The 17,792-nt window shown below is 29.1% G+C and carries 18 protein-coding genes; 9 read left to right on the forward strand and 9 right to left on the reverse strand.

From position 1 onward, the window contains the following. The first annotated feature begins 1 nt into the window (after nucleotide 1). From B5464_RS04940 to B5464_RS04950, 3 genes are read left to right on the forward strand one after another with little or no spacing between them, the layout of a single operon-like run. The gene (locus B5464_RS04940) at nucleotides 2-1,537 is read left to right on the forward strand and encodes a WG repeat-containing protein (protein WP_079737445.1); all 1,536 of its coding nucleotides are present in this window, start codon (nucleotides 2-4) and stop codon (nucleotides 1,535-1,537) included. Beyond that, nucleotides 1,537-2,994 (forward strand): RNA polymerase factor sigma-54, encoded by a 1,458-nt coding sequence (rpoN, locus tag B5464_RS04945; RefSeq protein ID WP_077810296.1) that lies wholly within the window; start codon nucleotides 1,537-1,539, stop codon nucleotides 2,992-2,994. The genes B5464_RS04940 and rpoN overlap by 1 nt, the downstream gene beginning before the upstream one ends. Then, the gene (locus B5464_RS04950; protein ID WP_231963652.1) at nucleotides 2,994-3,596 is read left to right on the forward strand and encodes a hypothetical protein; all 603 of its coding nucleotides are present in this window, start codon (nucleotides 2,994-2,996) and stop codon (nucleotides 3,594-3,596) included. Before rpoN ends, B5464_RS04950 begins: the two co-directional genes overlap by 1 nt. Here the strand turns inward: B5464_RS04950 and B5464_RS04955 are convergent. The 6 genes from B5464_RS04955 to B5464_RS04980 form a co-directional block, all read right to left on the reverse strand. Continuing rightward, nucleotides 3,591-4,268, reverse strand: a complete 678-nt coding sequence (locus B5464_RS04955; RefSeq protein WP_079737447.1) for a porin family protein — start codon at nucleotides 4,266-4,268, stop codon at nucleotides 3,591-3,593. The two genes, B5464_RS04950 and B5464_RS04955, sit on opposite strands and share 6 nt — an antisense overlap. Nucleotides 4,269-4,378: 110 nt before the next feature. Beyond that, a complete protein-coding gene (locus tag B5464_RS04960) occupies nucleotides 4,379-4,846 on the reverse strand; it encodes a biopolymer transporter ExbD (protein WP_077810298.1) in 468 nt (155 codons plus the stop codon). An 18-nt stretch (nucleotides 4,847-4,864) separates the two neighbouring features. After that, a complete protein-coding gene (locus B5464_RS04965) occupies nucleotides 4,865-5,488 on the reverse strand; it encodes a biopolymer transporter ExbD (RefSeq protein ID WP_079737448.1) in 624 nt (207 codons plus the stop codon). Between the two features lie 4 nt (nucleotides 5,489-5,492). After that, complete coding sequence (locus B5464_RS04970; protein ID WP_077810300.1) at nucleotides 5,493-5,954, reverse strand: hypothetical protein; 462 nt, start codon at nucleotides 5,952-5,954, stop codon at nucleotides 5,493-5,495. Nucleotides 5,955-5,965: 11 nt separating this feature from the next. Beyond that, nucleotides 5,966-6,688 (reverse strand): MotA/TolQ/ExbB proton channel family protein, encoded by a 723-nt coding sequence (locus tag B5464_RS04975; RefSeq protein ID WP_077810301.1) that lies wholly within the window; start codon nucleotides 6,686-6,688, stop codon nucleotides 5,966-5,968. Nucleotides 6,689-6,916: 228 nt separating this feature from the next. After that, nucleotides 6,917-7,954 carry an asparaginase gene (locus B5464_RS04980; protein ID WP_079737449.1) on the reverse strand — a complete coding sequence of 346 codons (1,038 nt, stop codon included), beginning with the start codon at nucleotides 7,952-7,954 and terminating at the stop codon, nucleotides 6,917-6,919. A 95-nt stretch (nucleotides 7,955-8,049) separates the two neighbouring features. On the opposite strand from B5464_RS04980, the gene B5464_RS04985 reads away from it, so the two are divergent. The 3 genes from B5464_RS04985 to B5464_RS04995 all read left to right on the forward strand — a co-directional run bounded on the left by B5464_RS04985 (nucleotide 8,050) and on the right by B5464_RS04995 (nucleotide 12,038). After that, entirely contained in the window at nucleotides 8,050-8,748 is a 699-nt protein-coding gene (locus B5464_RS04985) for a zinc metallopeptidase (protein ID WP_077810302.1), read from the forward strand. A gap of 137 nt (nucleotides 8,749-8,885) precedes the next feature. Continuing rightward, entirely contained in the window at nucleotides 8,886-11,255 is a 2,370-nt protein-coding gene (locus B5464_RS04990) for an outer membrane beta-barrel protein (protein WP_079737450.1), read from the forward strand. 12 nt (nucleotides 11,256-11,267) lie between these two features. Continuing rightward, nucleotides 11,268-12,038: a CPBP family intramembrane glutamic endopeptidase gene (locus B5464_RS04995; protein WP_079737451.1), complete on the forward strand. Its 771-nt coding sequence runs from the start codon at nucleotides 11,268-11,270 to the stop codon at nucleotides 12,036-12,038. 83 nt (nucleotides 12,039-12,121) lie between these two features. Here B5464_RS04995 and lepA read toward each other — a convergent pair whose 3' ends face one another. Further along, on the reverse strand, nucleotides 12,122-13,918 hold the full coding sequence (gene lepA, locus B5464_RS05000) for a translation elongation factor 4 (RefSeq protein WP_079737452.1): 1,797 nt from the start codon (nucleotides 13,916-13,918) through the stop codon (nucleotides 12,122-12,124). A gap of 111 nt (nucleotides 13,919-14,029) precedes the next feature. After that, entirely contained in the window at nucleotides 14,030-14,305 is a 276-nt protein-coding gene (locus tag B5464_RS05005) for an EF-hand domain-containing protein (RefSeq protein WP_077810305.1), read from the reverse strand. A 146-nt stretch (nucleotides 14,306-14,451) separates the two neighbouring features. On the opposite strand from B5464_RS05005, the gene B5464_RS05010 reads away from it, so the two are divergent. Genes B5464_RS05010 through dusB form a run of 3 tightly spaced genes read left to right on the forward strand, consistent with a single transcriptional unit; the run spans nucleotide 14,452 to nucleotide 17,084 of the window. Further along, on the forward strand, nucleotides 14,452-15,675 hold the full coding sequence (locus B5464_RS05010; RefSeq protein WP_079737453.1) for a M28 family peptidase: 1,224 nt from the start codon (nucleotides 14,452-14,454) through the stop codon (nucleotides 15,673-15,675). Then, nucleotides 15,675-16,076 (forward strand): DUF4345 domain-containing protein, encoded by a 402-nt coding sequence (locus tag B5464_RS05015; protein WP_079737454.1) that lies wholly within the window; start codon nucleotides 15,675-15,677, stop codon nucleotides 16,074-16,076. The genes B5464_RS05010 and B5464_RS05015 overlap by 1 nt, the downstream gene beginning before the upstream one ends. A 6-nt stretch (nucleotides 16,077-16,082) precedes the next feature. Further along, on the forward strand, nucleotides 16,083-17,084 hold the full coding sequence (gene dusB, locus B5464_RS05020; RefSeq protein WP_079737455.1) for a tRNA dihydrouridine synthase DusB: 1,002 nt from the start codon (nucleotides 16,083-16,085) through the stop codon (nucleotides 17,082-17,084). 157 nt (nucleotides 17,085-17,241) lie between these two features. On the opposite strand, the gene B5464_RS05025 is transcribed toward dusB, so the two are convergent. Then, nucleotides 17,242-17,787 carry a hypothetical protein gene (locus B5464_RS05025; protein WP_079737456.1) on the reverse strand — a complete coding sequence of 182 codons (546 nt, stop codon included), beginning with the start codon at nucleotides 17,785-17,787 and terminating at the stop codon, nucleotides 17,242-17,244. Nucleotides 17,788-17,792: the final 5 nt, after the last annotated feature.

Here is a 17,792-nt window from a genome sequence, read left to right on the forward strand (position 1 = left end):
TATGAAGAACTTATCTATTTTAAGCTTTATTACTTGTATACTTTTTTCTAACATCTCTTTTTCGCAAGAAGTCGTAGAAGTTGAAGAAACAGTAATAGAGTCTACAGAAGCTGATAATAATTATAGTAGAAGTAGACGAAATGTAAAAAATATTTACAAAAAAGGAGAGCATTTTTTAACAGGTAACATAGATAATGAAATCTATATTATAAAAAACAATAGCACCAAATTGTATGGTTTACAAGATTATGAAGGTAATCTTTTAGTAAGACCAATGTTTAAAAGCATTAATAAATATAGTTCTTCTAAAAACAGAATAGTTGCTAGTTTAGATTATTCTAAAAATGGAGTTATCGATAGAAAAGGAGAAATTATTATTCCTTTTGAATTTTCTAGCATAACTTCTCAGAAAGACAAACAGTTTTTTATACTAGGTAGAAGCTATAGTAACTATGAAATTGTAGACTACAATGGTAAACCTGTTTTATACGGAAACTTTGAAAGGATAACTGTTTATGATGATAATATTAAGGTTAAAAGAAACGATGCCTACGGAATTTATAAAGATAATGGAGAGATATTATTACCAATTGTATACGACAAAATAGACTACAGCTCTAGCAATAAACATTTTAGTGTTACAAAAAACGGAGTTCCTTCAATTCTAAAAAATGATGGTAAAAATTTATTTAGAAATAATTATGAAGAAGTAAAGAAGTTTGGTAGTTACAGAAATTACGAATATTTAGTAGTTAAAAACAACAAAAAAGGAGTTATAAACCTTGATGAACAAGCTATTATACCCATAAAATTTGATGAAGTAAGTACCAAAAGTAATTACCACTTATTTACAGTTAAAGAAAATAATTTATGGGGTGTTTATGATTCTTATTTTGATAAATATCTTATTAAACCTGTTTACAAAGAAATTCATCAATTATCTAAAATACAATATCTTTTAACATCTTCGGATAAGAAAATCATCAGAAATATAAAGTTTAAGACAAATACAGATGTTAGTAAATACAATTTTAATGATTATTATTTAAGTAATGCTACTTATTTAAAGACAAAACAAGACAATAAATATGGTCTAATCAATATTAATACAGGTAAATTAATTGTACCAACAAAATATGATAGAGTTCGTGTTTACAACAATTTTATCTCTGGTTATAACGAGCAGAATAAAAAGTATACAGCCTTCAGTAGTAATGGTAAAATAACTGTAAAAGATTTTAATAACAGTAAAAACCTTACTACAAAACTTTACAAAATCACTAAAAAAGGAAAAGCAGGGTTAATTTATGATGGAAATTTAATTGCTGATGTTAAATACGATATCGTTACCTATTATAGAAATGTAAAATTGATTATCTTAGTTAAAAATTCTAGTTATAGTTTACTAGATCATAAAACTGGTAAAACTCTAATAAAAGATTCTAAAGATAGAATTACTATAAATTCTGCTACCAACAAAATAAAACATAATAACAAAAATTATTTCTACTCTTCAGGTAAATTAAAAGAAGAATAATGCTAAAACAAAGTCTAAATTATAAATTATTACAAAAATTATCTCCTCAGCAAATTCAGTTGATGAAGTTAATTCAATTGCCTACGCAAGCATTTGAAGAACGCTTAAAACAAGAAATTGAAGAGAATCCTGCATTAGATACAGGTAAAGAGAATTCAGATAGTTTAGATGATGATTTATCTAATGAATATGATGATGCTGGTACAGAAAAAATTGAAGCAGAAGATATTAATATAGACGAATATTTAAGCGACGACGAAATACCAAACTATAAAACACAAGCTAATAATTATTCTGCAGATGATGAAGATAAGAATGTACCTTATGCTGCTGGTACAAGCTTTCATCAATCTTTAAAAAATCAACTGAATACTTTTAGTCTTGATGATGAAGAACGCGCTATAGCAGAGTTTTTAGTTGGCAGTATAGATGATAGCGGTTATATCAGAAGAGAAATCATAGATCTTGTAGATGATTTAGCTTTTACCGCAAACGTTTTTACTACAGAAGAAAAAGTAATTAAAGTTTTAAAAAAAGTAGTTCATAAATTAGATCCATTAGGTGTTGGTGCAAGAGACCTAAAAGAATGTCTTATTATACAACTTAAAGCAAAAGATAAAACAAAATACAGAAGTCTATCTATTGAAATACTAGAAAATGCTTTTGATCATTTTGTAAAAAAACATTACAAGAAACTTCAAGAAAAATTTAATATTTCAGAAGAAGAATTAAAAGAAGTTAATAAAGAGATTTCTAAATTAAACCCTAAACCTGGTAGTTCTTATGCTGGTAATAATAAAATAGCAGAACAAATAGTACCAGATTTTTCTATTAAGCTAATAGACGGAGAGTTGGATTTGACTTTAAACTCAAGAAACGCACCAGAACTGCATGTTTCTAGAGAGTATAACAACATGTTAAAAGGTTATCAAGAATCTACCGTAAAATCTAAATCACAAAAAGATGCTGTCTACTTTATTAAACAAAAATTAGATGCTGCAAAATGGTTTATAGACGCTATTAGACAAAGACAACAAACGTTGTTGGTAACCATGAATACAATTATGCATTATCAATACGAATATTTCTTAACAGGAGATGAGCGTAAATTAAAACCAATGATTTTAAAAGATATTGCTGATAAGATTGATATGGATGTTTCTACGGTTTCTAGAGTAGCAAATAGTAAATATGTTTCTACACCTTACGGAACAAAATTAATCAAAGAATTCTTTTCTGAATCAATGAAAAACGATCAAGGTGAAGACGTTTCTACAAAAGAAATTAAAAAAATTCTTGAAACTGTTATTGCTGAAGAAAACAAAAAGAAACCACTGACTGATGAAAAACTTGCCGGAATTCTTAAAGAAAAAGGATATCCAATTGCAAGAAGAACAGTTGCAAAATACAGAGAACAATTAGATTTACCTGTAGCACGATTGAGAAAAGAAATTTAGTGGAAAAATTTTACAAAATAATATCTGTAATATTTCATCCTATCGTGGTACCAACCACTGGTGTTCTATTATATTTTATACTTATACCAAGTAGTTACCCAAGTAATTTAAAGCTAACACTTCTAAGTTTAATTTTTGTAATGACTTATTTAGTGCCTCTATTAATTTTAATCTTATTTAAAAAATTAAAACTGATAGAATCCTTCAATGCGCACACTATTAAAGAGAGAAAATTACCAGTAGCAATGATGATTGTATTATTCTATTTACTTGGAAATACCATTGCAAATATTGGAGCGATGAGAGATATTAGTTTATTATTTTATGCAACAAGTGGTGCATTAATGCTGTTGTATGTCTTTTTTATATTTAAAATTAAAACAAGTATCCATTTACTTTCTTTAGGAATATCTACTGCATTTTTTTTAATTATAGATATTAATAATTCAAGTAATTTTCCATTGGTAATAATTCTTAACATAATAATTGCTGGCATTGTTGCTAATGCAAGATTATATTTAAAAGCACACAAACCCTCAGAAGTTTATATTGGGTTCTTTATGGGCTTTATATCTACTTTTATAACTTATAATATATTATAATAAGTAAAAAATCAAACCAAATTTAAGTACTTTGGTGTTTATAGCTTCTCCACTAATTGATGCATTTTTAAAAATCGGAGTTAAGCCATAAAATACGTTTATATTGAATTCATCATAACCTGCTGAAAAAGTCAAGCCATATTGTAGATTATTAAAACTACTTACATTCTTGTATGATATTTCACTTGCATTAGAAGCGGTATAATCAAACTTATTAGATAGATTGTATAAAAATTTTACGCCAGTATAAATACGCCAAAAACTATATTTTTTAGCTGTAGACGTTCTCCATCTTACCTCTAATGGAAACTCTAAATTATGTACTTTAAATTTATTATTAGTTATGTCTGATGCAGTAGAAAAGCTAGTTTCAATATTAAATTCATCTACTTTTAATTCATGACTAAAATAGTCATATCCATAACCAATACCAGCCGCAAAAGAAAAAGTACCTTCTTTATTTAATATAATATCTTTAATAAAACCAGTAGATAAAGAATAAGAAAAATTACTTTTAGATACAGCAGATGGTTGCTCACTTAATTGGCTGTAATGAACAGATAAGTACAATTGGTCATCAGCATAATAATCACCAATATTTAAAGAATCCTTTTGACTATAAATAGACAAAGAAATTAGAAATATTATAATGTGTAAAAAACGAAATTTCATAAAATAATTAACGTGTGCAAATTAATATTATTTTGAAACATTTAATTAAATATAAAACAAAAAAAGGGTAATTCTAAGAATTACCCTTTTTTAAAATTTATATATTAAATTTAGTTCCCATCACCTGGAGATGCTGAATAACTAATTTTAAGAGCATTTACATCTCTTAATTTTAATCTAATATCAATAATAGTACCTACGCTAGATTCTTTATCTGCTTTAATAGAAGTAGTCATAAATGGCACTTCTGCTTCAGAAACTTTAGATCTCTCGTTAATGATAAAAGCAGGTACATCATCTGCAGTTGCAATTTTATCATTTAATTGAATTCTATTAAAACCAGTACCATGTCTAGCTGCATCCTTAGATTTACCAACATAAATTGTACTTACAAGACTCTTATGCTCTAGTTTTTTTACTTCTGTCGCATTAGGTAATCTTGGGTTCTCTATTTTTAAATCAGTTTCTCTCATTGTAGTAGTTACCATGAAGAAAAACAACAACATAAAAACGATGTCTGGTAAAGCTGCAGTGTTTACTGCTGGCATTCCTTTTTTCTTTTTTCCGAATTTAGACATATTGTTGTATTTTAAAAATTAATTTGAAGTAGGTTCAGCATCAGAAATAATTTCAGGATAACTCTTTTTGATATCCTCAACTTTTTTCTTCAACTCTGTATTACTTCTGTCATCTTTGTAAGCCTCTTCTAACTCTGGAAAAGGTATCCCGTAACGTTCTTTTGATAATCTGTTACGCAACTCTGAATACGCCTTAATTAATTCGTTTTGAACTCTTAAATAAGTACCGTATTCTGTACCTCTGTCACTCTGAACCGAGATAATTGCTTTGTTTGGATGATCTGAAGAAGATTCACTTTTTTCTCCTTGACAATAAGTACAAGGCCCTGTTTTAACTCCTTCGTCGATTTTTCCTTCACCACCACCGTTATCAATAAAAGCCATTGCAGCTTCTTTAAGGTCTTTAATTTCCATTCTGTCTCCTTCTACAAGAAGATCATTATCTCTATTAATGTTAACCTCGAAAATATTCTTTTCTTTAATAACTGGCGGAACGTAATCCTCTGGTGGTTTTTCAGATAACTTTTTAGAAACACCAGAATCTACATTCATGGTTGTTGTTACTAAAAAGAAGATTAATAACAAGAAGGCAATATCTGCCATAGAACCTGCATTAATTTCTGGATTCTCTCTTCTTGCCATAATTTTATGATTTTATTAATCCTTTAACTAAATCGTACACGAAAAATAAAGAAGCTATACCTCCTAATATTATACTGTACCATATACCAGCTCCTACCCATTTATTGGTTGCAGAACCTGCTTCTCCTCCTTCACTAATTCCTCCTGCTGCGTTTATTACTGCTTCAGAATCAGATAAGAAATAAGAAATTACTAATAAAACACCTAGAACTGCAAGTCCCATTAATGTTTTCTTTAAATTCTCTGGGTTTCTAATTAAACTCCATAGAGAAAGTGCTACTGCGATTACTACTGCTGCAATAAGTAAGAAAGTCGAATAATAAATAATAGGACTTACCACACTATTTTGTAAATCAACATCAGTTTCAATTGCCTCACTATCTTCCATAAATATTTTTATGAAAAGGAAAGCACCTACTAATGCAACTACAGCTATAATAATATTTAATATTTTATTGCTTTTCATTGTACTAGTTTTTATTTTTTATATTTTACTAATAAATCTACTAATTGAATAGATGCATCTTCCATGTTGTTTACAATTCCATCAATTTTAGATACGATGTAATTATAAAAGATTTGTAATATAATAGCAACAATTAAACCAAATACTGTAGTTAATAATGCTACTTTAATACCACCTGCTACTACCGCTGGAGAAATATCATTTGCTACAGCAATATCGTTAAATGCTCCAATCATACCAATTACAGTACCCATGAAACCTAACATTGGTGCTAATGCGATAAATAAAGAAATCCAAGAAACGTTTTTCTCTAAAAGTCCCATTTGAACTCCACCGTAAGAAACAACTGCTTTTTCAGCTGCATCTACACCTTCATCTACTCTATCTAAACCTTGGTAAAAGATAGATGCAACAGGTCCTTTTGTATTTCTACAAACCTCTTTTGCAGCTTCTACACCACCAGAACTTAAAGCATCATCTACATTTGCTACTAATTTTTTAGTATTTGTAGTTGCTAAGTTTAAATAAATAATTCTTTCAATTGCGATAGCTAAACCTAAGATTAAGGCAACTAATACAATTCCCATAAATCCTGGACCACCATCAATAAAGTTTTCCTTTAGAATTTGGTGAAAAGTTTTTGACTCTGTTGCTGCTTCCTGTGCAAAAGTTGATTGAATAGCTCCAAAAAACATGAATCCTGTTACAGATAGGACATTTACTACTTTTTTCATCTCTGTTATAATTAATTTTTAATAGTTAACGGGTTAAATATATAAATTTTCACTTCAAATAAACAATTGTTATTTCCTTTTAATTTTTTTGAGAAAGAATTTAACAACTAATTTATTTTTTAATTGAGTGGCAAGTAACAAAAAAATTGTTGTCCCTCAAAAAAAAATCAATCTATTTTATGTAAAAATAATCTTTTTTTCGAGAGATTGGTTTTTTTAACATTAAAATTACTTCGAACTAATTTCTCCTCTTAAAGATTTTTGAAAATACTTTTTAAATTCGATTTCTGTTAAATCTTCACTTAATAAGTACATTAACTTTGCAATTGCAGATTCAGTTGTGATGTCTAATCCACCAATTACACCTAATTCTTTTAAACCAATACTTGTATCATAATGTCCTAAAATAACGCTACCTCCAGAGCACTGTGTTACATTCACAATTTTTATACCACTTTCTATTGCTGAAGCAATTAAATTTAAAAACCATGGTTTATTAGGCGCATTTCCAGCACCATAAGACTCTAAAACAACTCCTTTTAAGTTTTTAATAGTTAATATAGACTTTACTACACTCTCTGTTATTCCAGGAAAAAGTTTTAATATAACTACATCTGTGACTAATTTTTTTCGAATAACTAAATTGGAATCCGTATTAGAAACTTCGGGTAATAAATGCTCATTAAAATTTAAATGAACTCCACTTTCTGCTAAAGCCGGATAATTCATAGAAGCAAAAGCCTCAAATTGTTCTGCACTAATTTTTGTTGTTCTATTTGCTCTATATAGTTTATATTCAAAATACAAACAAACTTCACTTATAACAGGTTTATCATCTTTTCTTGCAGCAGCAATTTCTATGGTAGTTATTAAATTTTCTTTCGCATCTGTTCTTAAATCTCCGATAGGTAATTGCGAACCCGTAAATATTACTGGTTTTTGTAAATTCTCTATCATAAAACTAATTGCAGATGATGTATAAGACATGGTATCCGAACCTGTTAAAACAACAAAACCATCGTATAAATTGTAATTAGATTCTATAATATTTAAAATATCTACATAATAGTGCGTATTCATATTAGAAGAATCTATTGGTTCTTTAAACGAAATACTTTCTATTTCACAATTCAATTGTTGTAGTTCTGGTATCTTATTTATTATTTGACTAAAATCAAAAGCCTTTAAAGCATTTGTTTTATAATCTTTTATCATACCAATAGTACCACCTGTATAAACAATTAGAATCTTAGGTTTATTTGCCATTTTGTCATTTTTAAGTTCCAAAATATAAATTGGAATACTTTATGTTGTAAATTTATCAAACAAAAATGATATACAATTTTAAAACTTTATAAATTATGATGGGATTTTATATTTTAATTGGTGTAATCTCTTTAGTGAGTTGGCTAGTTAGTAATACCTTAAAAAGTAAATTCAAAAAATACTCTAAAGTTCAACTTAGAAATGGTTTAAGTGGAGCAGAAATTGCCGAAAAAATGTTAGCAGATAACGGTATTTTTGATGTAAAAGTAATTTCTACACCTGGTATGTTAACAGATCATTACAACCCGCAAAACAAAACTGTAAATTTAAGTGAAGGTGTTTATAACCAAAGAAATGCTGCTGCTGCTGCCGTTGCTGCACACGAATGCGGACACGCAGTACAACACGCAACTGCTTACAGCTATTTAAAAATGAGATCTCAATTAGTACCAATTGTTAGTGTAACATCAAAATTCTCGCAATGGTTAGTAATTGGAGGATTAGTTATGGGAGCCGCTTCTGGTGCGCCAGGTATTGGTTTATACATCGCAATTGCAGGTTTAATTTTTATGGCTTTGGCAACAATATTTAGTTTTGTTACTTTACCTGTAGAGTACGATGCAAGTAATAGAGCTTTAGCTTGGTTAAAAAATAAAAATATGGTTTCGCAAGAAGAATATGCAGGTTCTGAAGACGCACTTAAATGGGCTGCAAGAACTTATTTAGTTGCTGCTTTAGGTTCTTTAGCAATGTTACTTTATTGGGGAATGAGAATTTTAGGAAGTAGAGATTAATTTTTTTAAAATAATTATCCATATAAAAACCTTGAGAAATCAAGGTTTTTTTTTGTTTGAGGAAACCTTTTTACAAAAGATAACGTCTTGTTAATGTAACAAATAAACCTTTAGAGAGTCTATCTTAAAAAAAACCCATGAAACCAACAACTTACTTTTTTATTTTTTTCTTCGGAATTTTCTCAACTTTTTCTCAACATAGAATTTCTGGAAAAATTACTGACAGCCAAAACCAACCATTGCCCTTTACGAATATAATACTGTACAATTTAGAAACTAAAGAAATGCCAAAAGGAACAGTTTCTGATTCTGATGGAAATTACAACTTTACAAAATTAAAATCTGGTAATTATAGAATTGAAATATCAACTTTAGGCTTTGAGACAAAAAAAATAAAAGCTTTCGAATTAAAAGGAAATAAAGTTTTTAATGCCTCTCTAAAAGAAAAAAGTACAAGTTTAAATGAAGTTGTTATAAAAAGTAAACGCCCAGTAATTAAACAAACTGCAGAGAAACTAATAGTCGATTTAGAAAAATCTGAAATGACAAATACCAATTTACAAGACGTTATGCGTAAAATTCCGGGAGTTTTAGTTACCAATAACGGAATTTCAATTGCTGGTAATGGTGGTGTTAGAATTTTAATCAACGGTAAAACAACAGAATATATGGATGTTGAAACTCTTTTACGTGATTTTCCTGCAGATAATATTGCCAAAGTAGAAGTTATAGAACAGCCTGGTGCAGAATATGAAGCCTCTGGTTCTGGTGCAATTGTAAACATCATTCTTAAAAAAAATGTAAAATTAGGAACTCATGGTAGTGTAAATTCTTGGATTGGCGAAGATGAAGGTATCGAATGGGGAACTGGTTTTTCTGTGGCGAGTTATAAGAACAAATTAAATTGGCAAACTAGTGTAAATTATTCTCAACCGACTTGGCGAGACGACTTATTTTTAGTGAGAACCGTAAATTCTGAAACGTATGATCAAATAACCAAAGAACCTTACGATCCAGATAATTTTGCAATTAGCGGTAGCTTAGACTATTATTTAAGCGAGCACCATTCAATAGGTCTTGGCGGAAGGTTTAATAACAGAAACTCAACAAGAACCGCAAGTAGTAAAACTATAATTTCTGATGAAAATAATAGAAACACCTTATTTTCTGAAAATTACTTCGACAGACAACGAACCAATTATAACATTAATCCTTATTACGAATACAAAACAGATACAGACAAATTAGTAATAGATTTTAATTACGTAGATTTTACAAACGATAACACAAATACACTGTATGATATTGCGGGTAGCACTATTACTTTTGATGATAGAAAATACATTCAAGATGGTACATATAATATAAAAACATACAGATTAGACTATTCTAAAACAATTTCTGACAACCTTAAAATTAGTGCGGGTTCTAGATTTGCTGATGTTAAAACAGACAATGACTTGCAAACTTTTGAAGAAAAAAATGGCAATTTCGAAAAAAATGAAGAAGCAAGTAGCAGATTTGTGATAGATGAAACTATTTTTGCCTTGTATTCTAAAGTAAATGCTACTTTAGGTAAATGGTCTTTTTCTGGAGGATTAAGATACGAAGATAGTAATACAGACGGAACTTCAACTTTCTTAAAAGAAGGTAACTTAACATCCGAAGTACAAAAAAGACCAATAAAAAAACTTTTTCCTAGCGCTTCTATTAGTAGAAAAATTACTGATGTTCTTGGTGCAAGCGTATCTTACAGCTACAGAATTCAAAGACCTTCTTATGGTAGCTTAAATTCTTTTGCTACTTTTTTAGATCCTTATTCTGCAGGAGAAGGAAACCCTAATTTAACACCTGCTTATACAAACAATTATCAATTTAATTTAACCTTTGATGGGCAACCATTTTTTACTGTTGGTTATAGCAAAACAGATGATGTAATCTTTCAATTAATTAGCCAAGACAATGCAACTGCACAAATAAGACAACAAGATGTTAATGTAGAAAATAATGCTAATTGGAATTTTAGATTATTTGCGCCATTAAACTTAACAAAAGGTCTAGAAGGTTACACGGGTATAATTGTAACAAATACAGATTTTAAATCATCTACTTATGGAGTTGATTTAAATAAATGGAATTTAATTTGGTTTGTGCAAGCAAGTTATCAATTACCATGGGATGTGAATTTTGAATTAAGTGGAAACTACGGAACCGGCGCGTTAGAAGGTCAAATAGAAGTAGATTGGTTAGCAGAGTTAGATTTCTCTTTCGGAAAAAAGTTTCTAGACAATAAACTAAAAGTAAATCTTGGTTTTAATAAAATGCTAAATCGAGGTTTTGTAGGTAACATCGATTATGGTAATGGTATTGCTGATGTAGAAAGTAATGGTTCTAGACAAAATGTACAATTAAGGTTGGTCTATAGTTTTGGCTCTAAATTCGGTAAGAAAAAATCTGGAAGAAAAACTAACAATGATGAAGAGAACAGAATTAGAGATGATAACTAATAAATTAGCAAAATGAAAACTACATTAAAACATATTCTTTTATTTACTTTTTTCCTTTTATTTTTTCTTTTATCAAGAAACCTATTTAGTAATTATTTATTAAATAATGATATTAATAGTTACAATTATCATTTAGTTTTAAAGATATTTTTAAATATCATTTTAGCCTCTGTTTCTTTTGTAGTAGCTAAAAAATTAAATCTAATTAATTTAGGAGGATTATCAAATGTAAAACCACAAAAACTAACTTTACTAATTTTTCCAATAATATTTTTAACATTATTAAATGGTATTTTTTTAGATAACATTCCTAGCTTTTCATTAACAAATCTTTTTCTACTTACAATTTACTGTATAAGTATTGGTTTTTCCGAAGAATTAAGCCTTAGATGTGTCTTATTACCTCTATTATCTCGTTTTTTTAACAACTCAAGAAAAGCAAAAATTAAAGCAATCTTAATTTCATCTTTAATCTTTGGATTATTACATCTTATTAAGTTTGATAAAGGAATTTACGGAGAAGTTTCTCAACTATTTTTCGCCACTTTTATAGGGGTTATGTTTGGTGCTTTACTCGTTGTTACTAAAAGAGTTTATCCTTTAATTATAATACATGCTATTGTTGATTTTGTAGCAAAATTAGATTCAATAGGGTTGCCAATAAAGTCTACGGTATATAACCCTATGGATTTAGAAAGTGCAATTATATCTAGTTTATTAACATTACCATGTTTAATTTATGGTTTGTTTTTGATAAAAAAACATATTCCAAAGTTAAATTAGCAAGAAAAAGCAACACATAAAAAAACCTTCTAGATTTCTCTAAAAGGTTTTTTTTATTCTTAATATTTTTATTTTAAAATGAATTAATCATTCAACTTTAAAACTGCCATAAATGCTTCTTGCGGAATTTCTACATTACCAACTTGACGCATTCTCTTTTTACCTTTTTTCTGCTTTTCTAAAAGTTTACGCTTTCTAGAAATATCACCACCATAACATTTTGCGGTAACATCTTTACGCAATGCTTTTGTAGTTTCACGAGCAATAATTTTTGCTCCAATTGCTGCTTGAATAGGAATATCAAACTGCTGTCTAGGAATTAAAGTCTTTAATTTTTCTACAATTTTCTTACCAATTGTATAAGCGTTGTCTGCATGTAATAATGCAGAAAGCGCATCTACAGGTTGTGCATTTAATAATATATCTACTCTTACTAATTTCGATTCTTTCATACCTATAGGATGATAATCAAAAGAAGCATAACCTTTAGAAACTGTTTTTAATCGATCATAAAAATCGAATACAATTTCTGCCAAAGGCATTTCAAAAATTAACTCTACACGTTGTGTAGTTAAATATGTTTGATTTATAATTTGTCCTCTTTTCTCGATACACAAACTCATTACTTGACCAACAAAATCAGACTTTGTAATAATAGAAGCTTTAATAAATGGTTCTTCTACTCTATCTAATCGAGACGGATCTGGTAAATCTGTTGGGTTATTTAAGACAATAATCTCATCAGGATTTTTCTTTGTGTATGCGTGGTAAGAAACGTTTGGTACCGTTGTAATAACAGTCATGTTAAACTCACGCTCTAAACGTTCTTGAATAATTTCCATGTGCAGCATTCCTAAGAATCCACATCGAAAACCAAAACCTAAAGCTGCAGAACTTTCTGGTTGAAAAACCAAAGACGCATCGTTTAATTGCAATTTCTCCATAGAGTAACGCAACTCTTCGTAATCTTCTGTATCTACAGGATAAATACCTGCAAAAACCATTGGTTTTACATCTTCAAAACCATCAATAGTTTCTGTTGTTGGCTTGTGAGCATCTGTAATTGTATCTCCTACTTTTACTTCTTTAGCAGTTTTAATTCCTGTAATTAAATAACCTACATCACCTGTTTTTACAGATTTTTTTACTACTTGCTCTAATTTTAAAGTACCAACTTCATCTGCAAAATAATTTTTACCTGTTGCCATGAATTTTATTTCTTGGCCTTTTTTAATTTCTCCGTTCAAAACACGAAAGTAAGTTTCTATACCTCTGTAAGAATTGTAAACAGAATCGAAAATAAGTGCTTGTAACGGCGCTTCTGGGTCTCCTTTTGGCGCAGGAATTCTATCAATAATAGCTTCTAAAATATTATCTACTCCAAAACCTGTTTTACCACTTGCATGTATTACTTCTTCTGGATCGCAACCTAATAAATCAACAATATCATCTGTAACTTCTTCTGGATTTGCAGAAGGCAAATCTACCTTATTTAAAACCGGAATAATCTCTAAATCGTTCTCTAAAGCTAAATATAAATTAGAAATTGTTTGCGCTTGAATACTTTGAGCAGCATCTACAATCAACAAAGCACCTTCACAAGCAGCAATAGATCTAGAAACTTCGTAAGAAAAATCTACGTGACCTGGTGTATCAATAAGATTTAAAACAAACTGTTCTCCTTTATGAATATAATCCATTTGAATTGCATGAGATTTAATGGTAATACCACGTTCTCTCTCTAAATCCATATTATCTAATAACTGATTTTGCTTTTCACGCTCAGTTACAGAGCCAGTATAATCTAATAACCTATCTGCTAATGTACTTTTACCATGATCTATATGTGCGATAATGCAAAAGTTTCTAATATTCTTCATACTTCGTTTTCTAACTGCTTTCAACCTACAAATATATGCTATTTAAAAAGCTTGTCAAATAAAAAAAGTACAATGAAATTGATTGTACTTTTTTATTTTTTTTGATGAGAATTATAAATCGGTTTCTAATTCTGCAATTGCTACTTTAAACTCGTCCCAACTTATAGTATCATCACTAGATTTATCGTAGCCTTTTAGCAATTCGTTTGCTACAACTCCTCTTAAAAAACCACTAACTTCCGCAGCTTTTAATAGCTTTTTTATTTCAGATTTTCTTAACTCTTTATCACCATCTGCATCAAAAAACGCAAATGCTTCTTCTGGTGAGTCAAATTGATTTGTTATTAAAATTCTAATTTTTCTTAAAATATTCTCTTTTGTTCCCAATAGCTTTAAGTTTTAGGTTTATAATTTTATAAGATACTAATAAAAATAGATTTTAACAATTAAAATTTAAGTGTCGTATAGCAAATCACATCCTTTTTATAAAATCAATATTAATTCTCTAAGTTTGTATAACCAAACTTAACACTATGAAAAACATTCTTTTACTTTTAGCTTTATGCCTAATAATTTGCTGTAAACCGAATACAATTATTCAAAATAATTTTAAAAAAGATGTTTCTTTTTTAGCTTCGGATGAATTGGAGGGAAGACAAACAGGAACCAAAGGAGAAAAAGCTGCTGCTGCATATATAGAAAAGCGCTTTAAAGAGTTAAAATTATTACCTAAAGGTACCAACGGGTTTTTACAATCTTTTACTTTTAAACCAAAAACGAATCCGCATGAAGAAGTAAAATTTGATGTAAACGGAGACGGAACAATTACCGGAAATAATGTTATTGGTTATTTAGACAATAACGTAGAAAATACAATAATTATTGGTGCACATTATGATCATTTAGGATTTGGCGGCGAGGGTTCTTTATACAGAGATTCTATTAAAGCAGTACATAATGGCGCAGATGACAATGCATCTGGCATTGCAATTTTATTGCATTTAGCAGCCAGATTAAAACAAAAAAACACAAATAACAATTACTTGTTTATGGCTTTTTCCGGAGAAGAAATGGGCCTTTTAGGTTCTAATTATTTTGTGAAAAATCCAACAATAAATACTAAAAAAGTTTCTTACATGATTAATATGGATATGGTTGGTAGACTAAAACAAGATTCGGCTTTAGCTGTTTATGGTACCGGAACTTCGCCTATTTTTAAACAAACTTTAAAATCAAACAACAATAATTTTAAATTAATCGAGCAAGAATCTGGTGTTGGGCCAAGCGATCATACAAGTTTTTATTTAGCAGATCTACCCGTTTTACATTTCTTTACTGGGCAACATGAAGATTATCACAAACCTGGCGATGATGCAGAAAAGTTGAATTATGACGGAATGGAAACCATCAGTAATTATATTTTTAATATTATTTCTGATTTAAATGACAACGAAAAACTTGTCTTTACCAAAACGAAAAACGAAGGTAAGAATACACCAAGATTTAAAGTTGGTTTGGGAGTAATACCAGATTATATGTTTGATGGCAAAGGAATGCGTATCGATGGAATATCCGAAGAAAAACCTGCACAAAAAGCTGGTTTGCAAAAAGGTGATATTGTTTTAAAGTTAGGAGATAGCCTTATTGTTAATATGATGAGTTACATGCGTGCTTTATCGGTATTTAAAAAAGGTGATAAAAGTATTGTAGTTGTTAAACGTAATCAAGAAAAAATCGAAAAAGAAATTCAGTTTTAATGTTTAAAACAAAGCAAGATTATTTTACAAAAATACATTTAATAATATCTGTATTAATTGTTGTACCGGTTTCTTTTATCTACGGATTTAATCCTGGTTTGCAATTCGACATTCAACTTCAAACAATAGACGAACACAACTTTTTTAAAGCAGTTATGGGTTTGTATTTGGGTTTTTCTCTACTATGGATTTTAGGTGTTTTTAAAAATAAGTATTTAAAAACTGCATTGATAACTAATGTTATCTTTATGCTAGGTTTAGGCTTTGGTAGATTGCTTAGTTTTATTTTTGATGGTGCACCAACTTTTGGTTATCAATTTGGTACAATTGCAGAACTTTTATTAGGTTTTTACGGAATTTGGGTTCTGACAAATAAAAACACTAATTTTGCAAAAAAATAATATACTTTGGTTAAAATAGGCAACATAGAATTACCAGAATTTCCACTTTTATTAGCTCCAATGGAAGATGTTTCAGATCCTCCGTTTAGAGCACTTTGTAAAGAAAACGGAGCAGATGTTGTATATACAGAATTTATTTCTTCGGAAGGTTTAATTCGTGATGCAGCAAAAAGCGTAATGAAATTAGATATTTACGAGAAAGAACGCCCTGTTGGTATTCAGATATTTGGTGCAAATCTAGATTCTATGCTAAAAACGGTGGAAATTGTAGAAAAATCGAATCCAGATATTATAGATATTAATTTTGGTTGCCCTGTTAAAAAAGTAGTTTCTAAAGGTGCAGGTGCTGGTATTTTAAAAGATATCGACTTAATGGTTTCTTTAACAGAAGCAATGGTAAAACACACAAATTTACCAGTTACAGTAAAAACTCGTTTAGGTTGGGATCATGACTCTATAAGAATTGTAGAAGTTGCAGAACGTTTGCAAGATGTTGGTTGTGCCGCAATCGCGATTCATGGTAGAACCCGCGCACAAATGTATAAAGGTGAAGCCGATTGGAAACCAATTGCCGAAGTAAAGAACAACCAAAGAATGCATATTCCTGTTTTTGGAAACGGAGATGTAACTTCGCCAGAAAAAGCGATGGAAATGAGAGATTCTTATGGTTTAGATGGTTGTATGATTGGTAGAGCTGCTATCGGATATCCTTGGTTTTTTAATGAAGTAAAACATTATTTTAAAACTGGTACTTACTTAGAAAAACCAACAATTGCCCAACGTGTAGAAATGGCAAGAAGACATTTACAAATGTCTATTGATTGGAAAGGGCCTGTTCTTGGTGTTTTTGAAACTAGAAGACATTACACAAATTACTTTAAAGGAATTCCACATTTTAAAGAATACAGAATGAAAATGGTAACTTCGGATGATGCAAAAGATGTATTTGCTGCTTTTGATGAAGTTGAAGCTAAATTTGGGAATGCAATTATTCCTGAAATTAAATAGAAGTTACTTTAATTCAAGCATTTTTGTTAATATTTTTTAAAATTGAACCATCGCTAGAGAATTCTTTTATATTCATAATTTTAAATATTTAAAATTAACACCACTAAATAAACATAAATAGAATAATCTTTATTTGTAAACAGACAATTAAAACTCTTTAACTTGCCAATTTAAATGAATTTATCATTTCTATAGCATCATCAAGATATCTATCATATTTTTTTGGTGTCCCAGAGAAATAAATATTGTAAATTTTATTTTTTGCCTTTAATATACAAACAATATTTATAACTCTTTCGTTATTTTCATTTGAGGCATATTGTACTACATAGAATTTACCATAAGTCTTATGATTCCTCTCATGCAACTTGTATTCAAAATTCGTGTAATGTTTTTTTTTGTTTGAAATAAATTGATTTAAATTTTTTTGAATCTTTTTTGAGCTTTGAAAACTATTTCTAATTATAAACCGAGTTTGATTTTTATTAGGTTTTATAATGCTTTTGAACTCATTTGGCGAATGCGCCATTAGACCAGGATCTGTTTTGTAAGAAAACCAATTATCCGGAATTGTTATAGTATAAGATTTATAATGCTTTTGCACTTCTTTCTCACTAACTTCCTTATAATAAGTTTCTTTATTAAAATTTTCTTTAGATTTACATCCTATAAAAATTAATAAAATTATTATTAGTTTTTTCATAATAA

This window comes from Polaribacter sp. KT 15, assembly GCF_900143115.1.
In the GTDB taxonomy this organism is placed as follows: Bacteria; Bacteroidota; Bacteroidia; order Flavobacteriales; family Flavobacteriaceae; genus Polaribacter; species Polaribacter marinaquae.

Excerpts from the sequence above, each read along its gene's own strand:
- B5464_RS04985 (WP_077810302.1), top strand. The coding sequence starts at position 8,050 with ATGATGGGATTTTATATTTTAATTGGTGTAATCTCTTTAGTGAGTTGG.
- B5464_RS04940 (WP_079737445.1), top strand. The coding sequence starts at position 2 with ATGAAGAACTTATCTATTTTAAGCTTTATTACTTGTATACTTTTTTCT.
- B5464_RS04970 (WP_077810300.1), bottom strand. The coding sequence starts at position 5,954 with ATGAAAAGCAATAAAATATTAAATATTATTATAGCTGTAGTTGCATTA.
- B5464_RS05025 (WP_079737456.1), bottom strand. The coding sequence starts at position 17,787 with ATGAAAAAACTAATAATAATTTTATTAATTTTTATAGGATGTAAATCT.
- rpoN (WP_077810296.1), top strand. The coding sequence starts at position 1,537 with ATGCTAAAACAAAGTCTAAATTATAAATTATTACAAAAATTATCTCCT.
- B5464_RS04990 (WP_079737450.1), top strand. The coding sequence starts at position 8,886 with ATGAAACCAACAACTTACTTTTTTATTTTTTTCTTCGGAATTTTCTCA.
- B5464_RS04960 (WP_077810298.1), bottom strand. The coding sequence starts at position 4,846 with ATGTCTAAATTCGGAAAAAAGAAAAAAGGAATGCCAGCAGTAAACACT.
- lepA (WP_079737452.1), bottom strand. The coding sequence starts at position 13,918 with ATGAAGAATATTAGAAACTTTTGCATTATCGCACATATAGATCATGGT.
- B5464_RS04955 (WP_079737447.1), bottom strand. The coding sequence starts at position 4,268 with ATGAAATTTCGTTTTTTACACATTATAATATTTCTAATTTCTTTGTCT.
- B5464_RS04980 (WP_079737449.1), bottom strand. The coding sequence starts at position 7,954 with ATGGCAAATAAACCTAAGATTCTAATTGTTTATACAGGTGGTACTATT.
- B5464_RS05015 (WP_079737454.1), top strand. The coding sequence starts at position 15,675 with ATGTTTAAAACAAAGCAAGATTATTTTACAAAAATACATTTAATAATA.
- B5464_RS04975 (WP_077810301.1), bottom strand. The coding sequence starts at position 6,688 with ATGAAAAAAGTAGTAAATGTCCTATCTGTAACAGGATTCATGTTTTTT.
- B5464_RS04965 (WP_079737448.1), bottom strand. The coding sequence starts at position 5,488 with ATGGCAAGAAGAGAGAATCCAGAAATTAATGCAGGTTCTATGGCAGAT.
- B5464_RS04995 (WP_079737451.1), top strand. The coding sequence starts at position 11,268 with ATGAAAACTACATTAAAACATATTCTTTTATTTACTTTTTTCCTTTTA.
- B5464_RS05010 (WP_079737453.1), top strand. The coding sequence starts at position 14,452 with ATGAAAAACATTCTTTTACTTTTAGCTTTATGCCTAATAATTTGCTGT.